Origin of the sequence: Nodosilinea sp. LEGE 06152, assembly GCF_015207525.1 — a bacterium.
Taxonomy (GTDB): domain Bacteria; phylum Cyanobacteriota; class Cyanobacteriia; order Phormidesmidales; family Phormidesmidaceae; genus Nodosilinea.
Window position 1 is genome coordinate 60,817 of record NZ_JADEWR010000025.1, and the last position, 19,637, is coordinate 80,453.

General features: G+C 48.6%; 15 protein-coding genes and 1 riboswitch. Of the genes, 9 read left to right on the forward strand and 6 right to left on the reverse strand.

Translation table 11 applies throughout. From position 1 onward, the window contains the following. Window positions 1-101: 101 nt before the first annotated feature. Window positions 102-878: a winged helix-turn-helix domain-containing protein gene (locus IQ265_RS25050; RefSeq protein WP_194058670.1), complete on the forward strand. Its 777-nt coding sequence runs from the start codon at window positions 102-104 to the stop codon at window positions 876-878. Window positions 879-882: 4 nt separating this feature from the next. On the opposite strand, the gene lepB is transcribed toward IQ265_RS25050, so the two are convergent. The 3 genes from lepB to IQ265_RS25065 form a co-directional block, all read right to left on the reverse strand. Next, entirely contained in the window at window positions 883-1,422 is a 540-nt protein-coding gene (lepB, locus tag IQ265_RS25055; RefSeq protein ID WP_194058672.1) for a signal peptidase I, read from the reverse strand. Between the two features lie 3 nt (window positions 1,423-1,425). After that, window positions 1,426-1,749 (reverse strand): hypothetical protein, encoded by a 324-nt coding sequence (locus IQ265_RS25060; protein WP_194058674.1) that lies wholly within the window; start codon window positions 1,747-1,749, stop codon window positions 1,426-1,428. A gap of 341 nt (window positions 1,750-2,090) precedes the next feature. Further along, window positions 2,091-3,356, reverse strand: coding sequence for an RNA-guided endonuclease TnpB family protein (locus IQ265_RS25065; protein ID WP_194058676.1), 1,266 nt, complete (start codon window positions 3,354-3,356; stop codon window positions 2,091-2,093). 23 nt (window positions 3,357-3,379) lie between these two features. On the opposite strand from IQ265_RS25065, the gene tnpA reads away from it, so the two are divergent. Next, window positions 3,380-3,871 carry an IS200/IS605 family transposase gene (gene tnpA / locus IQ265_RS25070; protein WP_194058677.1) on the forward strand — a complete coding sequence of 164 codons (492 nt, stop codon included), beginning with the start codon at window positions 3,380-3,382 and terminating at the stop codon, window positions 3,869-3,871. 453 nt (window positions 3,872-4,324) lie between these two features. Here the strand turns inward: tnpA and IQ265_RS25075 are convergent, their stop codons facing one another. Next, entirely contained in the window at window positions 4,325-4,723 is a 399-nt protein-coding gene (locus IQ265_RS25075) for a hypothetical protein (protein ID WP_194058678.1), read from the reverse strand. A 221-nt stretch (window positions 4,724-4,944) separates the two neighbouring features. On the opposite strand from IQ265_RS25075, the gene IQ265_RS25080 reads away from it, so the two are divergent. The 6 genes from IQ265_RS25080 (at window position 4,945) to IQ265_RS25105 (ending at window position 10,062) form a co-directional block, all read left to right on the forward strand. Beyond that, window positions 4,945-5,184 (forward strand): hypothetical protein, encoded by a 240-nt coding sequence (locus tag IQ265_RS25080; RefSeq protein ID WP_194058679.1) that lies wholly within the window; start codon window positions 4,945-4,947, stop codon window positions 5,182-5,184. Window positions 5,185-5,289: 105 nt separating this feature from the next. Beyond that, on the forward strand, window positions 5,290-6,123 hold the full coding sequence (locus tag IQ265_RS25085; protein WP_194025280.1) for a ParA family protein: 834 nt from the start codon (window positions 5,290-5,292) through the stop codon (window positions 6,121-6,123). Continuing rightward, a complete protein-coding gene (locus IQ265_RS25090) occupies window positions 6,116-7,354 on the forward strand; it encodes a ParB N-terminal domain-containing protein (protein WP_194058680.1) in 1,239 nt (412 codons plus the stop codon). Before IQ265_RS25085 ends, IQ265_RS25090 begins: the two co-directional genes overlap by 8 nt. Before the next feature lie 142 nt (window positions 7,355-7,496). Then, entirely contained in the window at window positions 7,497-7,799 is a 303-nt protein-coding gene (locus IQ265_RS25095; protein WP_194058681.1) for a thermonuclease family protein, read from the forward strand. A 244-nt stretch (window positions 7,800-8,043) separates the two neighbouring features. Then, window positions 8,044-8,217 carry a ssl1498 family light-harvesting-like protein gene (locus IQ265_RS25100; RefSeq protein WP_194058682.1) on the forward strand — a complete coding sequence of 58 codons (174 nt, stop codon included), beginning with the start codon at window positions 8,044-8,046 and terminating at the stop codon, window positions 8,215-8,217. A gap of 537 nt (window positions 8,218-8,754) precedes the next feature. After that, window positions 8,755-10,062, forward strand: a complete 1,308-nt coding sequence (locus tag IQ265_RS25105) for an IS701 family transposase (RefSeq protein ID WP_194058683.1) — start codon at window positions 8,755-8,757, stop codon at window positions 10,060-10,062. A gap of 569 nt (window positions 10,063-10,631) precedes the next feature. Here the strand turns inward: IQ265_RS25105 and IQ265_RS25110 are convergent. Both IQ265_RS25110 and IQ265_RS25115 read right to left on the reverse strand, forming a co-directional pair. Next, window positions 10,632-10,805 (reverse strand): DUF4278 domain-containing protein, encoded by a 174-nt coding sequence (locus tag IQ265_RS25110; RefSeq protein ID WP_194058684.1) that lies wholly within the window; start codon window positions 10,803-10,805, stop codon window positions 10,632-10,634. 36 nt (window positions 10,806-10,841) lie between these two features. Beyond that, window positions 10,842-10,899: riboswitch (Glutamine riboswitch) on the reverse strand. A gap of 954 nt (window positions 10,900-11,853) precedes the next feature. Continuing rightward, window positions 11,854-16,401: an ATP-binding protein gene (locus tag IQ265_RS25115; RefSeq protein ID WP_194058686.1), complete on the reverse strand. Its 4,548-nt coding sequence runs from the start codon at window positions 16,399-16,401 to the stop codon at window positions 11,854-11,856. 1,269 nt (window positions 16,402-17,670) lie between these two features. Between IQ265_RS25115 and IQ265_RS25120 the strand changes: the two genes are divergently transcribed. Further along, the gene (locus tag IQ265_RS25120; protein ID WP_194058689.1) at window positions 17,671-19,530 is read left to right on the forward strand and encodes a 3'-5' exonuclease; all 1,860 of its coding nucleotides are present in this window, start codon (window positions 17,671-17,673) and stop codon (window positions 19,528-19,530) included. The last annotated feature ends 107 nt before the right edge of the window (window positions 19,531-19,637 follow it).

Genomic DNA, 19,637 nt, shown 5'->3' on the forward strand with positions numbered 1-19,637 from the left:
GAGATTTACAGAAAGATTATCGAAAGTAGAAAGAATCTTGATGAAGGGGTATTGCAGTGAGAGCTCTTTTGATATGCAACCGACCCGAACGCCTTACGTCCATGATCCAGTGCTTGAGGGAAGCGGGGCATGAGGTGAAGGCCTCATCCGCCGAGATGGCATTGACAGCAATAACCCAAAATCGACCTGATCTTGTATTCATTACCACATGGGATATCTCATCGCTGCCAAGTTTCTTTTTGAAATTGCAGCGGCTATACGGACTCAATCATCGGACTAGCTACTATCCAGTCATTATCGCGATCACCCATCACGAAGAGGTTGACTTAGATGGCCTCTACAATATGGGCTTTGACCTGGTCAGCGAAGTTCCCTTGCGTGAGCCGGTACTGATGGCCCAGGTGATGGCACTAGATCGACGGCTAGGCATATCTTGTAGAACACTGGCCTCGCCCCATCTGCTAGTCGATCTGCATACTCACCACGTTTTTCTCAAGGCCAATCAGGGCACACTCCTGGCAAGTCTAAATGTAGGTCAGATTCAATTCATTTTGCTGAAGTGCTTTTTGCGATACCCGCAGAGAATCTGGACACGGCCTGAATTACTCGAACAGTTGAGTATCGAAAGTGAATCTCAGAGAATAACTGAAAGCCTTGATATCAGAGTAGTTGACGGAAATATTTATAGGCTCAGGAAAGCTATTAGGGATGCCCTAGAAGGTGTTCCTAAGGGATGGTGGATTGATAAAGGGTACAAAGAAGGATTTTTTCACACAGAGCGGTCTGGGGGCTACTTTTTCCTCGATGCGATCAAGATGGAAGGGGAAATTGACGCCAGTGAATTCCATCTCGCCCGACAAACAGCAATGACCGCGTAGGTCGTTAATTAAAAGGCAAAGTCAAAAGAACTTTCCCTTTGATACGACCTTCAGGAATCGGCCCAAGATACCGAGAATCATAGGATTTATCTCGGTTATCCCCCATTAAAAAATAATGCCCTGGAGTAACTTTAGTTAAAGCGAAGTCCCTCTGTTGCCCGATAGCGTAGGATTCGGTAAAGATGTCCCCGTTAATGTAGAGACTTCCATTTACGATTTGCAGCTCATCGCCGGGTATACCGACAACTCGTTTTACAAAAAGAACCTGCTCTCTGTTCATAAGTCCTGCCCTAAACCCTGAGTCAAAGGCCACGATGTCACCCCGCTCGGGGTCTTTGGTGAGATACTGCATGTTGTTCACCAGGACGTGGTCGCCTCCATGCAGAGTAGGCTCCATTGATTCGCTAGGAATGTGGCTAAGGGGAATGACACTCCTTAAAAGTACAAGGAGAGGGATGCCAACAGCCGCGATTGCGAATACATCGCCTAAGGACTGTTTGATGATTTGGATTTCACCGGGCCTAAGGAATTCGCGCTTCTGCATGTTTTAGTCCTGAAAGAGAGCAACAAAGTCGTCAGTCTTGGCAGACAATGAGCCTGATAGCATCTCAATGCCAGCCAAGGCCTTCATTTGGGAGACAGTCAACGGGCGACCGGAGAGCCGAGCGCAGATGTCATCCAAATCCTTGGCCACCTCAACTAGAGATTGCAGGAGGTTGAGCTGTGGCTGCGGCTGCGGCTCTGGCTGAAGATCATCATTCAGTAGTTCTTCTAGGAGAGGAGCGAATAAAGTGATCACACTCTCGTCCCAATCCAAAGGATCACGACGGCCTGGTGGGGTGGCCGAGTGTGGTGCAGCGTCGTTAGCCATGCCTATATCTCCTGCATGTTTTGGGTCTTACACAAAAACGCTATAACGAAGGGGTAAACCTTGAGAAAAGTGGAAGGAATGAGTCATGACCCCAACTCCGCGAGTGGTGCGGTGGCTAGAGCTTGTCCTTGGTAGCTTTTTTGCAGTGATGACTACGTTGTTCTTGTTTGGCAGCGCTTTTGACCATCAAGGACACCTAATACTGGCATTAGCCGCGGGGCTACTTACAACGGGCTTCTGGGTTCCCTCTGCGCAGTGGCCCAGGGCCTGGATTCTCCCAAGGTCGATCACAAGGGGTGGAGCGCTTTCAGTTGGGGTACTCTTCCTTTCTATTCCATGAACTACACGCCAGTCGCTATCGCGTCAGGCGGTTTCTTGTGCTTCTTTGTCGCCATTTGCTTCATGCTTCCGCAATCAGTAGGGATGGCCGACTCCGCACTTGCGAGGCCAAGTTCCTGCCCCCGTGCCCAGATCAAGTTTATCTGGGCAGCATTGACATCTCTATCCTCGACATGACGACATGCCGGGTTAGAGCAAACATGAACACGGTCTTTCAATGTCTTGGGGGTCAACTCCCAGCACATCGCACAACGCTGAGATGGCTTGAGCTGCTGGGTCGGCGACTCCACATGGAACCCGCCCGCCTCCGCTGACTTGTAATCCAGCATCGGCCCCACCATGCCAAACCCAACGGAGAGGATAGAACGGTTCAATCCAGCTTTTTGCTTTTTCCGTTTCCCCTTTTTGGCTCCAGCCGTCATCCTTTTGACATTGAGCTTTTCACCAGCAATCAGGCTGTTACTGCGAACTGTATCACTGGTGAGTTTGTGTAGCCAATCTGCTCGTTGATTGGCTACCTTTCGCTTGAGCCGGGCTACTTCCCGACTCGCTTTGCGCCACCGACCACTGGCTTTGATGCCAGCTTTGCGGTCTGGACGACGCTTGCGGCGAAGCTTTTTAGAGGCCACTTTCACGGCAATATCACCCGCCTTGATGAAATCGGGCTTGGCTATCTTTTGGCCATCAGAGAAGGTGACTGCATCTTTGCAGCCCAGGTCGTACCCAATTGCACCAGGACCAGTGTCCCGCACGGGAACACAGTCCACGGTGATAGAGGCATACCATTTCCCCTCGCTGGCTCGGTAGACAATCGTGCAAGTGGTGGGTGTCCCCCACGTCCGAGCCTGGCCCCGCATCCGAATCTTGCCTAGATTCGTAATTTGCAACTGGCCATGCTTCCCATCGGTCAGCGCTTTCCACCCTGCTTTGCCTGGGTAGGTAAAACCAGAATAATGGCGAATCGCCTTGAACTTTGGATAACCTCCTAGCCCCTTGAAGAAGCGCTGAAACGCGAAGTCTACCCGTTTCACTGTCGCTTGGAGAGCTTGGCTCCCTAGCTCAACGTACTCGGGCCAGCACTCCTTGAAGGCTGGCAGCAAGTTTTGCTGATCTAGATAGCTCACTGATTCGCCAAACGTTCGGTAGCGGGTAATGCGATGTTCCAGGCAGGCATTGTAGAGATACTCATGCAGCCGTCGCCACTCAAACAGCTTTTGCTCCTGCTGCTTGGTGGGGTATAACCGAAAGGTGGTGCGCCTAGTTACCATGTACTAACTATGCCTCACTTGCAATGGCCAGGACAACCCTAAACAAAGCGGCTCACGTCGCTTACAGTATTCACCTACACATCTCCTTGGTGACCCGGTATCGCCGCAAATGCCTCACTCAGCCCATAGCCGACTGCATTGCCGAAACAGTGCGGCGGATCTGCGCCAAGAATCGGTCTGCACTGCTGAAGTGGGGTGTTGAGCCTAACCACATTCACTTCCTGGTTAGCCTGCATCCTGACAGCAACATTTCTCAGCTTGTAAAAAGCTTCAAGTCGGCTTCAACCAAGGCCGTGATTGCTCAATTTCCTGAGGAGTTCAGAAAAACTTACTGGAAGGGCCGCAGCCTGTGGGGCAGGCAAAAAGCCATCATCTCTTGTGGCGGCGCATCCCTGGCCATCGTCATGGAGTACGTCAAAACCAGGCAGGGGTTGAGGGTGAGTAGCGCCGTCCCCGTGTTCGCTCTCATCCCCCAGTCGCTTCGCGTTAGGGGGATTTCCCGCTCACGTTGTTAAAAAGCAGATCCATAAAAAACCTCCGGAAAACTGCGGGGATTGAAGCATAGATTTAGCAAGGCTCGTTCACCACTGAAGACCTGCAAACTCTTTGCATTCACACCATAAACCTGCAATATCTCCCGTGTATCGCAGTAAAGTTTTTGTTACGAAAATAAATAGATCGAAGACTATCTAAAAAGTCTAATATGGTGCATCAGCTTGAATACACCGCTGCATTAGCGTCAACAGAACTTGGTCAGATGTTGGCAATTGCCCTCAACCACAAGGGATAGAGACATGCCTGATCCCAAAAAACTGATCACCAGTCAGAATTATTTTATAGTTCTCTATCCTCTCAGCCTCGGGAAATGTGAACCCATGGATAGAGAATGAGCAGAACAAATGGAATAATAATCGAGGCCGGATTGGTGAACGCTGATAGATGTTATTTTTACACCCATAACCTATCGCTTATGGGAAAACCTTGCTCAAAATAATCTCGTCCTCAAACTGGGCAAAAAAATCTTTTAACGAAAGACCATTCCCTGCGGCCAATTTCTTTATTCCGGCCCACCCATCATCAGTGACCCATGCCGCATGGCGAATCAGATCATGGCTGGCAGGTGACTCAGCACGGGTTACAGGCAATGTGAGAGTGAGGTGGGCGCGACCAAGCAACTCAATCAGCTCAGAGCGACTTACTGAAAACTGCACAGCTAGGGCGTCAATTCGAGCGATCGCCTCTGAGGTTGCCAGAATGTGCCTCAACTTTTTTTTCACCCCATAGCGGGGTGGTGGAGAAGTCAAATTCAGCAGACTTCTATCGCTCATGAGCCAACCATTCGCTTCCGCCAGATCACTATACAGCACAACATCAATACCAAGGCAGAGAAAACTGATACATTCGCCATTACATTGGTATTGATTATTCTATAGCAATGTAATATATTCAGATGGTATGCCTAAGTAGGTAGCATCGCTGGATGTAGAGATCAGACGCGTCAAGCGGTCGACCATGTGCACCCAGCGGCTGGTCAGGGACATCCCGGAATCGCCAGCAGTGATTGAGGAAGTTCTTTCGAGCTACTGGGATGGTAGGTATAGCAAGGATAACGACAAAGCTCGATCGCATTGGCACCCTGATGAAAAATCACTCCTGGCTAGAGGTGCGCTACTACTCTAAGGGCATCTACGGGGGCTGTAAATCAGCAGAGTGGGAATTCAGAAGCATCACCACTCCCTACCGAGCTAAGGCAGCAGACCGTGCCCTGGCCCATGCCGAGCAGCTTATGGCCGCACTGTACAAGGAGAATGAAGGAGTGCCGTTTTAAGTTGGCACCGCAGCCATGCGATCGCCCCGAGTCAGCAAGGGTAACGCCGCCGATTAAAAAACCGGATTTTTAGATGTATTCTTGCACTACGTTGAGGTCTTGAGCATGACACAAGTACGATTAGCTATCATGTCCTGCGCCGGAGGGACAGGTAAATCGACAGTGGCCACTAACCTGGCGTATTCGCTTGCCTGCCTGGGACAAAGCGTCTGCCTCATTGACTGCGACAGCAACGGCACAGCCGCCCTTTTTACGGGCCTGGAAAACCCCAGTAGTATTGGGGAAACTCTAGTTGCAGCACTTAAGCCAGGATTTAAGGGGCCATGGCCCCTTAAACCTGTATGGCGGGATTACGGAATTGAAAAAGTTGATGCTGTCCTAGGTGGCCACTTTCTCAACGAGGGTTCCAGGCAGATCCAAAAAGAGCCCCGCGCAGCATACCTCTTGGCCGACGCGATCGAAGACGCACCTCTCCCCCATGACGTGGTTATTTTTGATTGCCCAGGAACCATAGAGCAGTTTCACCAAATGGTTCTCCCAGCCTGCAACCAAATCCTGATCGTACTCAAACCAGACACAAAGGACATAAACGCTGGATTTGGCTTGATCCAATGGATTGCGGAATTTAGCCGGGATTTGCGCCTAAAGCCTAAGCCCAAGATACTGGGAGTCCAACCAAACGCTTTTGATAAAGATGCAGCTATGCACCGAGAATGCCTGGCCGATGGGCCAGGCATTGAGGATTCCCTGCCAGTGGTGCTGCGATCGCTGCCAGAGCCCATCCATGTCTTCCCGGCAATCCAACAAACTCGGTACTTAACCAACGCTGGAGCGGTAGGGTTGCCCCTGCGCCTGTATCGCAGTGATCGCACCACTTGGAAGATCGCGGGGCTGTTTGAGGCTTTGGCTAAAGCTGTATTGGAGGCTGATCATGGCTAAGGGTGTAAAGCGCTCCTTCACGAATTTGGCTCAAGGGGCTAACACAGCCCAGGCTGTATCGCTTTTAGGGGAGAAGGATGAGGAAATTGAAGCTCTCAAGGAAAGGATTAAGCAGCTTGAGGCAGGGGTTGCTGGAGGGACAACAGATTGGGTTTGGATTGATGTCAACCTAATTGAGCCGATGGCGATTTCGATCACTGACGGTTCAGGCAAAGTGGTCGAAGTTTTCGGGCAGCCTAGAAAATTTTTCGACCTGGAGGGCATGGCCCAAAGCCTCAGAATAGAGGGGCAGCAAGACCCTGTAGTCCTACGTACAGTGGGAGAAGGCCGCTACCAGCTGCTAGATGGCGAGACGCGGTGGAGATCCATTAAGGATGTGCTGGGCCAGGCGAAGATCAAGGCCAGGTTCCATGAGTGCACCGACGAGGAAGCCCTAGCGTACACGCTGGTGGGTGATGCCCTAAAGAATCGTTTCAATGCCCTAGAGCAAGGGGAATCGATCGTCAATTTGCTCAGGTCAAAACTGAAGAAAACTGAGCAGGAAGTTGTATCGCTCCTTTACAGGATTCAGAATCAACTGGTTTCAAAGGGAAATGAAAAAGAAGCGATCGAATGGATCTATGAAAATGTAGATGGTTCTGAAATCGTTCTGCGATTACTATCCTCATTAAATATCACGATAGCGACGATGGTAAATGCTAGATTGCCCTTGATGTCGCTTCCAGACAAACTCAAAGAATCAATCAATAATCGAACGCTAACGCCAAGCAACGCGCTAATACTTAGAAATGCCCCCGAAGCGATCTGGGCTAAAGCGATCGAGGGCCAAAACGGCACCATGCCAAAGCGCAAGATGAAAATGCTCATCAACAAACTAGCGCTAGAGATGGCCGATTCATCGCCAACATTGGCGGCGAATGACGGCACAACAATTGACGCTGACAATGCTGAAGTCGAACCAAGTTCAGGCTCTGGAGATATTGCAAGTTCGCTTCACTTGCAAAGATCAGTCACGCTAGCTGGTGCTGAATCACTTGAAAAAAATACAAATGCAACGACTGTTCTGAAAGAGCTTTTGAAACAGCTAAGAACTCTTCGTATTGACGAGACTATTGAAAATGACGACAAAGGGTTGGAACTCTTGGAAAGAGTTACAGCTTCGATTCAGGCGCTTTCAGAATACTACCAAGACAAGGGAAAAGAAGGAAAGAATAAGCGAAAAAAACAATAAAAAAGTAGCGCTAAAACGAAGCCAAAAGACTGGGGCCGGTCGTTTCTGTGGGCGATGGCGACACGATGAGAATTAACCATTATGGCGAGACCGTAACCGTGCGCCTGGCTTATATTGATGCCCCTGAGACAGCTCAAACGCCTTGGGGACCAATGCCACCGATCGCCTGCGCCAGCTCACCCCCCAAAACTCAACCATTCAGTTCAGAGAGGCCGATACCGATCGCTACGGGCGCACTGTGGCCGAGGTCTACGCCAATGGCCAGAACGTTAATCTTCAGATGGTGCAGGAGGGCCATGCCGTGGTCTATACCCAGTTCCTTAACAGCTGCCCTGAGACAGGTAGCGCCCTCCAAGCTGCCGAGGCCGAGGCCCAGCAGCAGGAGTTGAACTTTTGGGATCAGCCAAATCCTTTGATGCCCTGGGACTATCGGCGGAGTAATTGACTTGGCTGAGGCTTGGGTGATGCGATCGCAATCCCGCCCCATAACCGGGCAACCTGAATCCAGGTAGATACATCCTGATAGAGCCCCCCGAGCCTGGTAGCCACGGTGGGGCTTCTTTATGGGACATAAACAGCGAACCGTTAACGCATAAGCAAAATCAAGGCAAGGCTTTGTTGCAGAATTGCTACATTACTGTTACATTTGTTTACATAAAGAAACATTCAACCAAAAAGAGAGCCTTGAAATGTTCACCACCATCCAACGCGACAACGGCATCCTCAACAACTACGCTGTAGAGCCTGATATGTATTTCGCTTCCTACCCCGCGCCTGAGCAGCAGAAGCGCTACGCTTTGCAGGCCGCATTCGCCTCATTACTCGTAGCTGGCTTGCTGCTGGTGTCTTTGGCTGTCAGCTAGGTTTCATCGCTTAAATCTTCTAATTTGCTTGAAATTGTTAATCCCTGGCCACGGCTAGGGGTTTTTTATTGTCTGCGATTAAATAACGGCTGATGAGCCGGACACCATACCTCAACCCTGACTGAGATGGCAGTTCCCTCAATTTAGGAAAGCCAGAGCTTAGGACAGCTAGAGCCCCAGCCTGCTCATGGGGCGGCATAGAGTGAAATTCTACTTGGGTATGACTATCGCCTGCCCGAGCCATTACAACAGCAAAACAGCCATCAATTGGCCAAGAGCCCGCTATCACTAAAAGGTTTTAAATTTTGTAAGTGACGGCCATCACAATCAACCCCAAGCTTGATAGGCCCCACGATTAGGCCAGTTTTCAATGAATGTGCTGAGGAACTAAAGCCAACACAGCTGGTCTACGGCATTGTAAGGGTGGCAATAGCCGCTCCTTCAAGCACACTTCCTTATAACGAACTCTATCCCTCTTCAATCACTCTTGGAAGAGATAAAGCAGACTAGGAAGAGTTCTGATTAGAGTTGATGACGATGTCTGCCCCGCGATTGGCTCGACCTACGATTAGCTTTGTGGATCAGTACTGCCAACTCTATGCCGACCTATTTCCTGAAGTGCGCAGCTTTGAAGCATTCAAACTGTTGCATCTAGGAATGATTAGCGAGATCAAGCGAAAATCTCTGCCGACCATCGCCCGAGCCGTTGGACTTGATAATTCACAAAACCTGCATCACTTTTTGAGCGACTCCCCTTGGCGTGCCGCCGCCCTCCGACAGAGAAGGCTAGAGATCATTCTGAAAATTCTCGATGGTCGCAGTTTAGTGCTGTTGATTGATGAAACGGGTGACTGCAAAAAAGGGCACAGCACTGACTACGTGAAGCGCCAGTACATCGGCAATGTCGGCAAAAAAGAGAACGGCATTGTCGCGGTCAGTGCCTATGGTCTGGTTCAAGGGATGGTGTTGCCCCTGACGTTTGAGGTGTACAAACCTCGGGAACGGCTCAAAGCGGGAGATGACTATCGCAGTAAACCCCAAATTGCCGCCGCGATGATTCGCGAACTGCAAACCCTCGGTTTCCGCTTTGAACTTGTGCTCGCAGACAGTCTCTATGGCGAAGCCAAAATGACTTTTGTGAACGTTTTAGAAGAGCTGAAGTTGCCCTACATTCTGGCCATTCGCAGCAATCATGGCGTGTGGCTGCCGCCGGAACAGGAGGTCTATTGCGAACCGTGGCAGACCTTTACGCGCACCTTCTCCGATGGCCGCAGCGAAACGCGTTATCAGCAAGAAGTCATCTATGGTCAGCGACACCAGAAGCGCTACTGGCTGCTCACCATTGACCCCGAGACGTTGCCCAACAACGCCACCTCGTTTGTGATGGTGGCGGCCCCGGACGTTGCCCTACACCAGATTGGCGACCGTTATGGCTTTAGAACCTGGATTGAATATGGCTTTAAGCAAGCCAAAGATTCTCTAGGTTGGGCTGATTTTCGCGTTACCCGCTACGAGCAAATCGAAAAATGGTGGGAACTTGTGATGAGTGCATTCCTGATGGTGAGTTTGTTCGCTGATGCCTTCAACGAGAGCTGTCCTCTAGCCCATCACCTCTTTGCTCAACATCCTTGGTGGCAAAACCAAAGCGGTTGGAAGCATTTACTCAACAATTTGCGCTTAATTATTCAACCTTTAATTTGTTTCAACTGGCTCCAGCAGTGGCTGAAGGTGTTTCCCAATTCTCAATTAGCAACGGGGTTTGAATTACTCACCGAGCGCATGAATCAGTTTTACTGCCCACTGGTTCAACAGCTCCAATCAAAGCAACTCTTTTCCTCCGCTTGAAGTGACAGAAGAGGGCTATATAACGAAACCGCCCCCGGTGCCCTGCGCATCGGGGGTTATTCAATTGGGTGGGGGCATCCTAGTAGCTCCCCAGCATTGGCTTATCGGTGCCGATACATTGGATTGGGCTGGGGAGAAAGGTGATTCTAGCAAGACAGTCCGCTACTTCCCTTTGCCTCTGTACTGAAGACTGGCTTGGTTCGCGTCCACGCAAGCTTGGGGATCAGTCAGGAACTGGTGGCCTAGGGCGATCGCTTCCTGCAACTGCCTTTCTGTCATGTGCTTATAAGCTGGTTTCTGAATGTACTGATACCATTCCCCCCCGCAGAGGGTATCTAAAACAATTCTGGCAAAACAGTGGTTGAACCGTACCGGATAACGACTGTCGTGCTTAGCCGCCTCGGGTAGTTGGCGGTTCACAAGGTCAAGATATTGATCCACTAGCGCCATACCTGAGGGGCTATCTCACGCAGATATAGTTTCAACCTAATCAAGAAGGCACCTCCCCAACCAGGGAAGGTGCCACAGATGTATTGTCTTCTCAATTCATCTACAGGTCAGCGAACGGTCTAGCGAACGACCGCACCACGATACTTCAGACCTTCGATATGAGATTCAGGATGCTCATCGATGCAGACATGACGAACATTCGCAGCGCCCCGATAGCGCCCGATCGATTCCTCAAAAATATGAGATTGAGGAGCAGCAGCTTCGTAAGAAATTCCACGGTATTGCAGAGTCATAATGTCGCCTCGTTAGTAACTGAAGGGGTAAACGGAGGCGCGTTCCTTCGGGGGGTTTCCCTTACTTCCGTCTCTTTGTAGAGAGATGAACGTTTTTCGTATCTGTATTCAATGTTACCGTTTTATTCTGCCCCGTCAATAGGCTATGTCATGGGTTCATGAGGTAGCTAACTTCCTTTAGGTTCTCCCTGTTCACGGCTTAGTTATCGAAAGGCAGTCTGGGGTGATCGCACCCCTGGGCATTCTGGAAGACATTCTCCGGCTTCGATCTAGCTGAGGCTTAGGTGGTGGTGCGATCGCAATCCTATCCAATTAACCGGGTAACTTAAACGCAGGCATAGATACACCCTGAATAGGTAGCCTCCCACCGAGCTTGAGTAGCCACGGTGTTTTTTTTGCGGCAATAAAAAGCCCGCCGGGGAACCAGCGGGGGTGTGGTGTGTAGTTTGCTTAGAGCAAAGACTTGGACTGACCGGCAGGGCGATTGCAAGTGAATAACGAACTACAAATCAAGGCACTCGCCATCCAAGCGAGGGCCTTGAGATGCCGCATATCTCGGTACTGGCTGTACTGACGCAGAAAGTCCAGCAGTTGACTATAGAGCTGGGTGGAGTTTGACATGCGCTTGAAGCGGTTGTGTGGTAACTCTAGCCTTGCATATCGCTCTGCCCTCTTTCGAGGGCATTGATACTACTGACTTTTACCCACTTCTGTCAGGCAGCCAGCGCCACGAGTTCTACATTTACAACTTAACGACTGTTGGTGACACTTAATTGGCTCAGGATGTAGTCGCATAATAACCTTTGCATGAAGCAATGAAAGTATTCATGAAATTGAAGACGACAAGGTTGAAACTCTCGATTTCTGGTAAATAACTTATCAATATCGGATAGAAGGAACAGTTGCAAAAAATCGTAAAACAGTAGGATATTAGAGTCGCAGCTTCGCTACCTTTGAGCCTTCCAAGGTCAGAATTTTGTGATCCTAGATCAAGTAATGAGAACTGAAAGATGAAGACGAACTCAAACTTTATGATAGCAATCACAAATTATCTTTCAAACTGCTGTAAAGCTTTATCTAATCCGTAGGCTCCAAATTGAGCCATACGATCAACAACATCAAGACAGCGTGACTGCAGGGCTTGCTCCTTACTTTGGCTGTATACACGAATCAACAACTCACTGATAATATCTGCATCAGCAGCACTGCCAGTATGAGTATCAGAATCAAAGGAATCAACAAACTTTTCACAGACTAAGCAGGTGACATTTGGAAGTTTAGCTGTTGTCTTCTCAAGTGCATAAATCAAATCATGGCAGTTAGCTTTAAATGCTGAGCTATCGACAAAAGCCTGAACCAGATCGGTATAGTTGCCCAGCTCGTCTCCCTCAAATTTGAAAAAGCATTTGGCTGCCTCTTCACGAACTTTCTCGTTCGAGTCGGCGAAGAGCTGAATTATTCTTTTCTCGCAGAACTCACGAGATTGATTTGAACGGAGATTGGCAACAAAAATTTCTGCTGCTGCTAGTCGATATGTCTCTGAACTACTAAGACACCGTTCGAAAAGTGATGTTGGTTCTTTATGATTGATAGACGAAAGGCAAGCCTGCCGAGCACCAGCCCTTATTACCCTCGCCAAATTGGAGTTTAGCATTTGCTCAAGAATTGGCGTTAGCTCGTGCAAATGTGTTGGCAAGGCATAATACAGGAAGTCTTCAATAGGTTGGGTTCCCAGCAAAGCATCTTTAGCCTCACACAACTTTATAAAAAGGTTGACAGCCAAGTCTCTGTCATAGTTCAACACAGCCACTAGTGCCTCAGCTACACATGACTTTACAGCAATAGAAGGCTCTCTGACTGCCTGTTGTAAAGCAGGTAAAAAGTAAGCTGTACGATCTTTGTCTGCAAAAATCAGGCTGGCCATAGCAATCATAGCACTGCCCCTTACAGAGTTAATGCCAGCAGTGTAGAGTCTATCAGTATAATCAGAACCCCCTGGTGTAATAAAAATGAGACGTGGCTCATCCTCTGGATCAGGGTCATTTAAGGCATAGCAAATTACAATATCCAAAGCAGATAAACTCCAAGACTTATTTGCCAGCTTCTGGAATAGCCAACTAATTGAATCACCGCAAGGACGTGATGGCAACTGGTGACAACGCTGCAAGGCCTTTAATACAACTCTCAAATCTACAGCTACTTCTGACTTAGAAACACCTCTTAGAACTGCATCATAGTAGTGAGAGTTTGTGTTCTCCGGAAACTTCAGCAATAATTTAACAAAACGCTCAGGCTGTTTACTAGCCTGTTCTTCTAAAAATTCTAGAATTGCTCCAGAACTCACTAATGACCTATCCTCAGCGTAATGTTGTTGAGATAAACAGTATTTAGAAATGGCTTTTAGCCATTGTCCATCTGTCATTTTTTCTGTGGCGCTCTTAGGTATAGCTGGTGGTACGAGATTAGCTGGAGTCATGCCCCTAAAGCGAGGCTCTGGTTGCCGATTAAATTTTCTGTATAATTCGGCTAATCGTCGAGAAATCGATTCAGATCTACGAGAAGCTACTATTCCATCCAACAAAATAAACTGTGCATACCCATGATAGCCATACTGTATTCCTGCTCCCCTTTCCCAACCGGAATAATAGTCTAGAAGCATTGCTTCTAATTGCTCCAGCTTTTCATAAGAACAGTGTGGAGTAATAGCCTCAAGCAAGTTACGGGCAGCCCAATACTGCTGATAGGAATAGCTTGCCTTAAGTCTTGATGGCTGTTCACATAAATAATCTATGGTTTCATCCGAAAATCGCTCTCGCCCTGCAGTATAAGTACGGATTAAAAGATATTGAGAAAGCTCAAATTTTGAGTTTCTCAACTGTTTAATGGCTTCCGGAAGAATGCCTGAGTTTAGTTCGACAAGTTTCGCCAAAGCGTTTTCTAAGGCTATAATAAGTTGATATTCTATATGATTAGGATTGCTGCTAATACCTCCAATCAGGCTTGTCCAAATTGAATCTTTCCAAGGTAATTCCTCATCCTGCTCCTTGTTTAGGTTGAGGATCTCTAGCATAAGTGGCAGTATTCTTAGGACAAATGATTCTGGATCAGAATTCGCGCTTTCAGTTATCGTTGAATAACTATCACCATTATTATTAGAGCCGCCCTTCTTTAATTTGAAAGGATTGCTCACACCTTGAGAAATACTCAATTCTAAAAGTCGTTTGAGATAACTTTCTATGATCTCACAACTCCAGTCGGAACGAGTTTTGGGTAAGGAGTAAATAATACTCCAGATGCCATCGCTGATAAAAATGAATTCTTCTTCTTCTCTGTCGAAAGTGCCTGAATTAAAAAGTTGTAGAAGCAAATCAAAAATTGGACGTGCTGTTCCCAAGCTTACTCGCTGAATTAGATAGATCAAGCGATTATTCCAAACTTCCGAGATGCCAATGTAAGGCTTTACTAATGTAGCTACCCGGTCTGGTATCGTTCCTTGCATCATTGATAGAAGATTTATAGTTCTATTGATAACCTCATCATTCTCGCCACCTAGCCATTCCTCAACAATTCCTAGACCATCAATAAAATTAAACCAGGCTAAAGAACTATTTAGCAGCCGCCAAGCTTCTCTAGCCAAAGGCATCAATGGATTAGATAAAATGGCAAAAAGAACCTCCCATTCCTCCTCTGTGGGATTATCGATTAATACAAGTGCAGCGCACACCGTCTGTTTCAAGTGAAATCGAATAGCTGGGTTACTGAGAAGTTCTTTCAAGTTATCAAGATACCGATCGAAATCAGCGTCTCTTTCATGGAGAATAATCTGTCGAACTTGAGCACGTCGAAATAGGTGTTGCTCGCTACTTTGCAGAAAAGACAATAAGTTCTGAGCACGAGCAGCAAAGCGACGAGCAAAAGCATAGTCAAAAAATCCCTCATGAAAGAATGAAATACGGTTATCTTGCCAATTCAAAACATGCTCAGATGCCATTGCTTCAGCATCTTTGGCGTAATCATCAATCACCTCTTGAGGAGCCGACAAACTTTGCTTTTGTTGACTACTCATGTAGATGCAAAGTACATCAATCACTTTTGTCCACTGAACAGGACGAGCAAGGCGCTGTTCAAGCACCCGTTGCTTATATCTCCAAAAATGGTCATACAGATCTTTAGCTGTCCTAAAATCAAGTACATCAATACTTTCATCCTCTGCCACTTCTGCCAGTAAACTGAGATGCAGAGGAATTGACAGAAGGTTTAACTGCTTCTGATTCAAGCGAGTCGTATCTAAACCCAACTTTTGACAAACTTTTCTGACAGTTTCATGTGACAAACAATTAACTGTTACCGTTTCGAAAACACTATCTTGCCCTGTTAGTCGTCTTAGCCGGGAGTCATTCTCCAGATCAAATTTTCGGCAAGCTAAAAGCAAGTGAATATTCGGATTCACCTGAGCTTGCTTAATAATTTTATCGACACATTCAAAAAACCACGGGTTACGTCCAGAAGCTTCACTAACTGCATCAAGTTGGTCAATGATCAGGACACATTCACGCCTCTGAGAGATTGCTGCTAAAACATCGGCAGGCGATCCAGGTAGTCCTTCTAATTGCATCCCAAGGGCCTTCGGTGATTGTGTCGGCTCTAAGCGATCGACACGGAAAGCAATTAATGGAATCCATCTTGCACGGAGTGTAGTGACAACTTGACCAATTACACCACTTTTACCAACCCCCGCTTCACCAGTCAGCAATACACCACGTTTACTGCTAAATGATAGTAGCTTATCAATAACAACACTTACTTCATCTCTGAAGATGATCTCCCCAGCTACCTTTTCATTCTCAAACCGAGAGAAGTAGAGATGATTAACTTTATCCACCGCGGCCCAGACATGAGTATCTTTATTCCACTGACGACGACGAAATCCTCGATTCTCCAGATGCTGCCAAATATCATGCGTTTTTAGCTCACGATGAATTTCATCTAAAGCATATTGGGCTAGTGTATCAATGGCTGCTGCTGTCTCACCTTCTACTAACGGCGCTATATAGCTTTCGACTGTTGTTCGTAGGGTTTGTTCACTAATTGTTTCAACATGAGTTCTCTTAAGAGCTTCGTAAGCTTCTTCTTCAGAAGATCCGCTCCAAGCTGTGCACAAATCTTGAAAGTTCTTAAATTGGGCACTATCTTTTGATATTCCTGCCCTTAAAAATTCTTCATGAAACTCTTGCCAGGATGCAGATCTTCTTGCTCTGTCAGCCAATTCATCTAACTGGAATGCTGCATGTCCAGAGACAAAAACACAGGCTTTTGTAGGGTTTTTTAGCTTCTCCCAGAAGTTGGACAATATTTTCTTATTCTCTAAGTCGGCTAGAGTCCAACGTCCGCTAGCGCTCTGCTGCCTTTTTACCTGATGGTATTCGCGCTCGCCTGCCCTGCTGAGCCAAAACTCGACTCCCTCCCCTTCTGTTCCGGGCGGTTCTAAGCGAATAGAGTCAGCTTTCTCGTCTATGACCCTTATCATGCAAGCAACTGTCCATAATCCTTCATATCGATTGCCGAATTTATCAGTTGCACCACCGGGTAAGGGCATATCACTTTAATTCCTTTAACTGAATTTAAAGAGGATGGAAGTAGTTTCTGTACTTTGCCGTCTAGAACACGAGCACTTATACTGCACACAAAAGTATGAGATCGATTTCAAGATGAGTTTGTGAGCCAATAAACTATGATGAACGTTAGGAATATAGAAGTGCTTTTTACCTCTTCAAAGATAGCCTTTCAGATACCACTTTTCGGTCTCCAAACTCAACAAATTCAGCTCTAAACTTGAAATTTTGAACTATGAAGTCATAATCTCAACCTTTTGCTTAGAAGATAAGGCTCAGAACCTGAAAAGTCGAGCTTTCTACTCTATCCGTTAAGTTCTGAGCCTCAATCATGAACTTAGAAGGTCAAATTTTAGGCTTTGAGCTAAACTGCTGCTCCTCACTATTGACGGCTGCCTCCTAATTCTTAACCTTCCGAGGTTTCCGAGCAAACCACTGCCCAATCTAACTCACCACCGCATCCAACCTCGCTACGTTTCCACTCGCCTTGCGTAGCTATATACCTGCAACGCCACTGTATACGCCACGCTCTCTCCTGCCAAACACGTATCATCCAGCATTTCCTGCAACCGCATCGCCATCCAAAAACAGCGGATACAGCACTTCACATAGGCTCCAAAGTAGTAAAGCTGCATTTTCGGGCTGTGACTTTGTAGATATTGTGTCTGAGGAGTAAGGTATATCTTGTCCAAAGCAATCGCCAAAACTAATTAAACCTCGTAGACGTAGAAGCTAGAGATCGCTAGCTTTTCAGCATATTTTGTCCAATAGTACGGCCCTGCTGCCGCTGAAACGTCGAGGCTACGTTCTTAGATACCGCGAAACCAGTCCTGTAGAGCATAAGATGTCCATTTTGACAAAATATGGCGGAAATCACACGTTTCACACCTTAGGTCGGTCGGACTAGTTGCGAGGAATGCAACTTTTTGAAGCCAAAATTAGCATCAGCGATTTTAATGAGAAATTCACCTAGAGTGACTATCCTGCAGGGCATACAGCCTTAGGGTAACTTCCTGTACGATTACTCACTCAACCCCAACAACGATTAACGCCCAAGCAAAGTGAGAATTTGTCTTCATGGAAGCTCCTAGTGGTGTTCGCGATATGGTTAGCGCCATGTCATCAGCGAAAAGGGAGCATGCCTATACACGCGATCGCCACCAATCCCCCCAAGATTCTGTGAGTTCATTGCGCTTTCGCCATCAGCCTTCTGTCCCAAGGGCACATTGAGGGCAATCACAGGGTTTTAGACCATGGCTACTCTCATCCCTTCCTACAGCAGCTGCGCCTCTCGCATGACCGGGGGAGAACGCCGCCTAGCCCAGCGGCTCGAAACCAAGCTCGATGATGACTACCTGCTCTGGTACGACGTACCCGTAGGCCCCAAAGCCCTGCATCCCGATTTCATCCTCCTGCACCCCTCGCGCGGTCTCTTCGTGCTGGAGGTCAAAGACTGGAAGCTAGACACCATCAAGTCTGTAAACCCGGATGAGTTTGCGATCGCAACCCCACCCCAGGGCCTGATCAAACAGGTTAAAAATCCCCTCCACCAGGCGCGAGATTACGTCCTGGCCATGTGCTCACTACTGGAGCAAGACCCAGAGCTGGTGCAGCCCGCAGGCCGCTACCAGGGCAAGCTACGCTGCCCCTACGCCTATGGTGTGGTGCTACCCAACATCACCCGCCGCATGTTCGACGCTGAGCCGGTGCTGGCCCAAGTCATTGATCCTCACGTGGTCATCTGCAAGGACGAAATGACCGAGGCCGTAGACCCAGGGGCCTTTCAAGAACAGCTCTGGGCCATGAGCCACTACAACTTTGGCACCACCCTCACCAACGAGCAGATCGACCGCATCCGCTGGCACCTCTACCCAGAGATGCGAATCTCTGCCAAGCAGCTCTCTTTCTTCGACGATGAGCCCGCCGACACCCTACAGACCGCTATCCCGCAGGTGCTCAAGGTTATGGACCTACAGCAAGAGCAGCTGGCCCGCAGCCTGGGCGAGGGCCACCGAGTCATTCACGGGGTGGCTGGCTCTGGCAAAACCTTGATTTTGGCCTACCGCTGTCAGCATCTAGCAGAGGCCATGCAGACCGTTTTGGTGCTGTGCTTTAACGTAGCGCTGGCTTCAAGACTGCGATCGCTCATGAGAGAGAAGGGTCTAGAGCATCTGGTCACCGTCCGCCATTTCCATGGCTGGTGTACCGATGTGCTGAAGCAGCACCAGCTACCGCGCCCCGATTATCGGCAATACAAAGGCGCTGAGTACATCCAACGGCTAGAGGCTGCGGTGGTGGCCGCCGTCGAGGCTGGGAAGATTCCTACCGGCCAGTACGGGGCGGTGATGGTCGATGAGGGCCACGACTTTGCCCCTGAGTGGCTAAAGCTAGTCGCCCAGATGGTGAACCCCTCCACCGATTCCCTGCTGGTGCTCTACGACGATGCTCAAAATCTCTACGGCCAGCAGGCCAAGCAGGAGTTCAGCTTCAAGAGCGTCGGCATTAAGGCCCAGGGCCGAACTACAATCCTCAAGCTCAACTACCGCAACACCGCCCAGGTGCTGATGCTGGCCTACGAGTTCGCTAAAGAGGTCATGCTACCCACCAGCACTGATGAGGACATGCCGCCCCTGGTGCAGCCTAACAGCGCCGGGCGCGAGGGGCCGGTACCGGAGCTGGTCAAGTGCCGGAGCTATAAGGCCGAGATAGATCACATCATCCAGAGAGCCCAGCAGCTGCAAGAGCGGGGGATTCCTTGGAATGAGATGGCGATTATCTACCGCGAGAAATGGATGGGAGAGAAAGCATTCCAACAACTCCAGCAGGCCGGGTTGCCCGTGGACTGGCTCAACCGGAGCAGCAGCAGCCGTAACTTTGACCCATCGACCCAAAGCATCAAGCTGATGACGATGCACGCGAGCAAGGGGCTAGAGTTCCCGGTGGTGTTCATTCCTGGGGTGGGCTATCTGCCGAACCGCTATAACGATGTGGCTGATGAGGCCCGGTTGCTCTATGTGGCCATGACCAGGGCGATCGAGGTGCTGGTGTTAAGCTGCGATCGCAGGTCCGTGTTTGCTGAGCGCCTGGAGAGGGCGTTGGGGAAGGTGGGGTAGTTTTCTGGAGGAATGGCGGCGGTAAGATCTTTCCTAAAGACCATCTCTTTGCCTCAGACTGACAAACTTAGTCAATATCTAATTTAAAATACTTAGAGGGCGTTTGA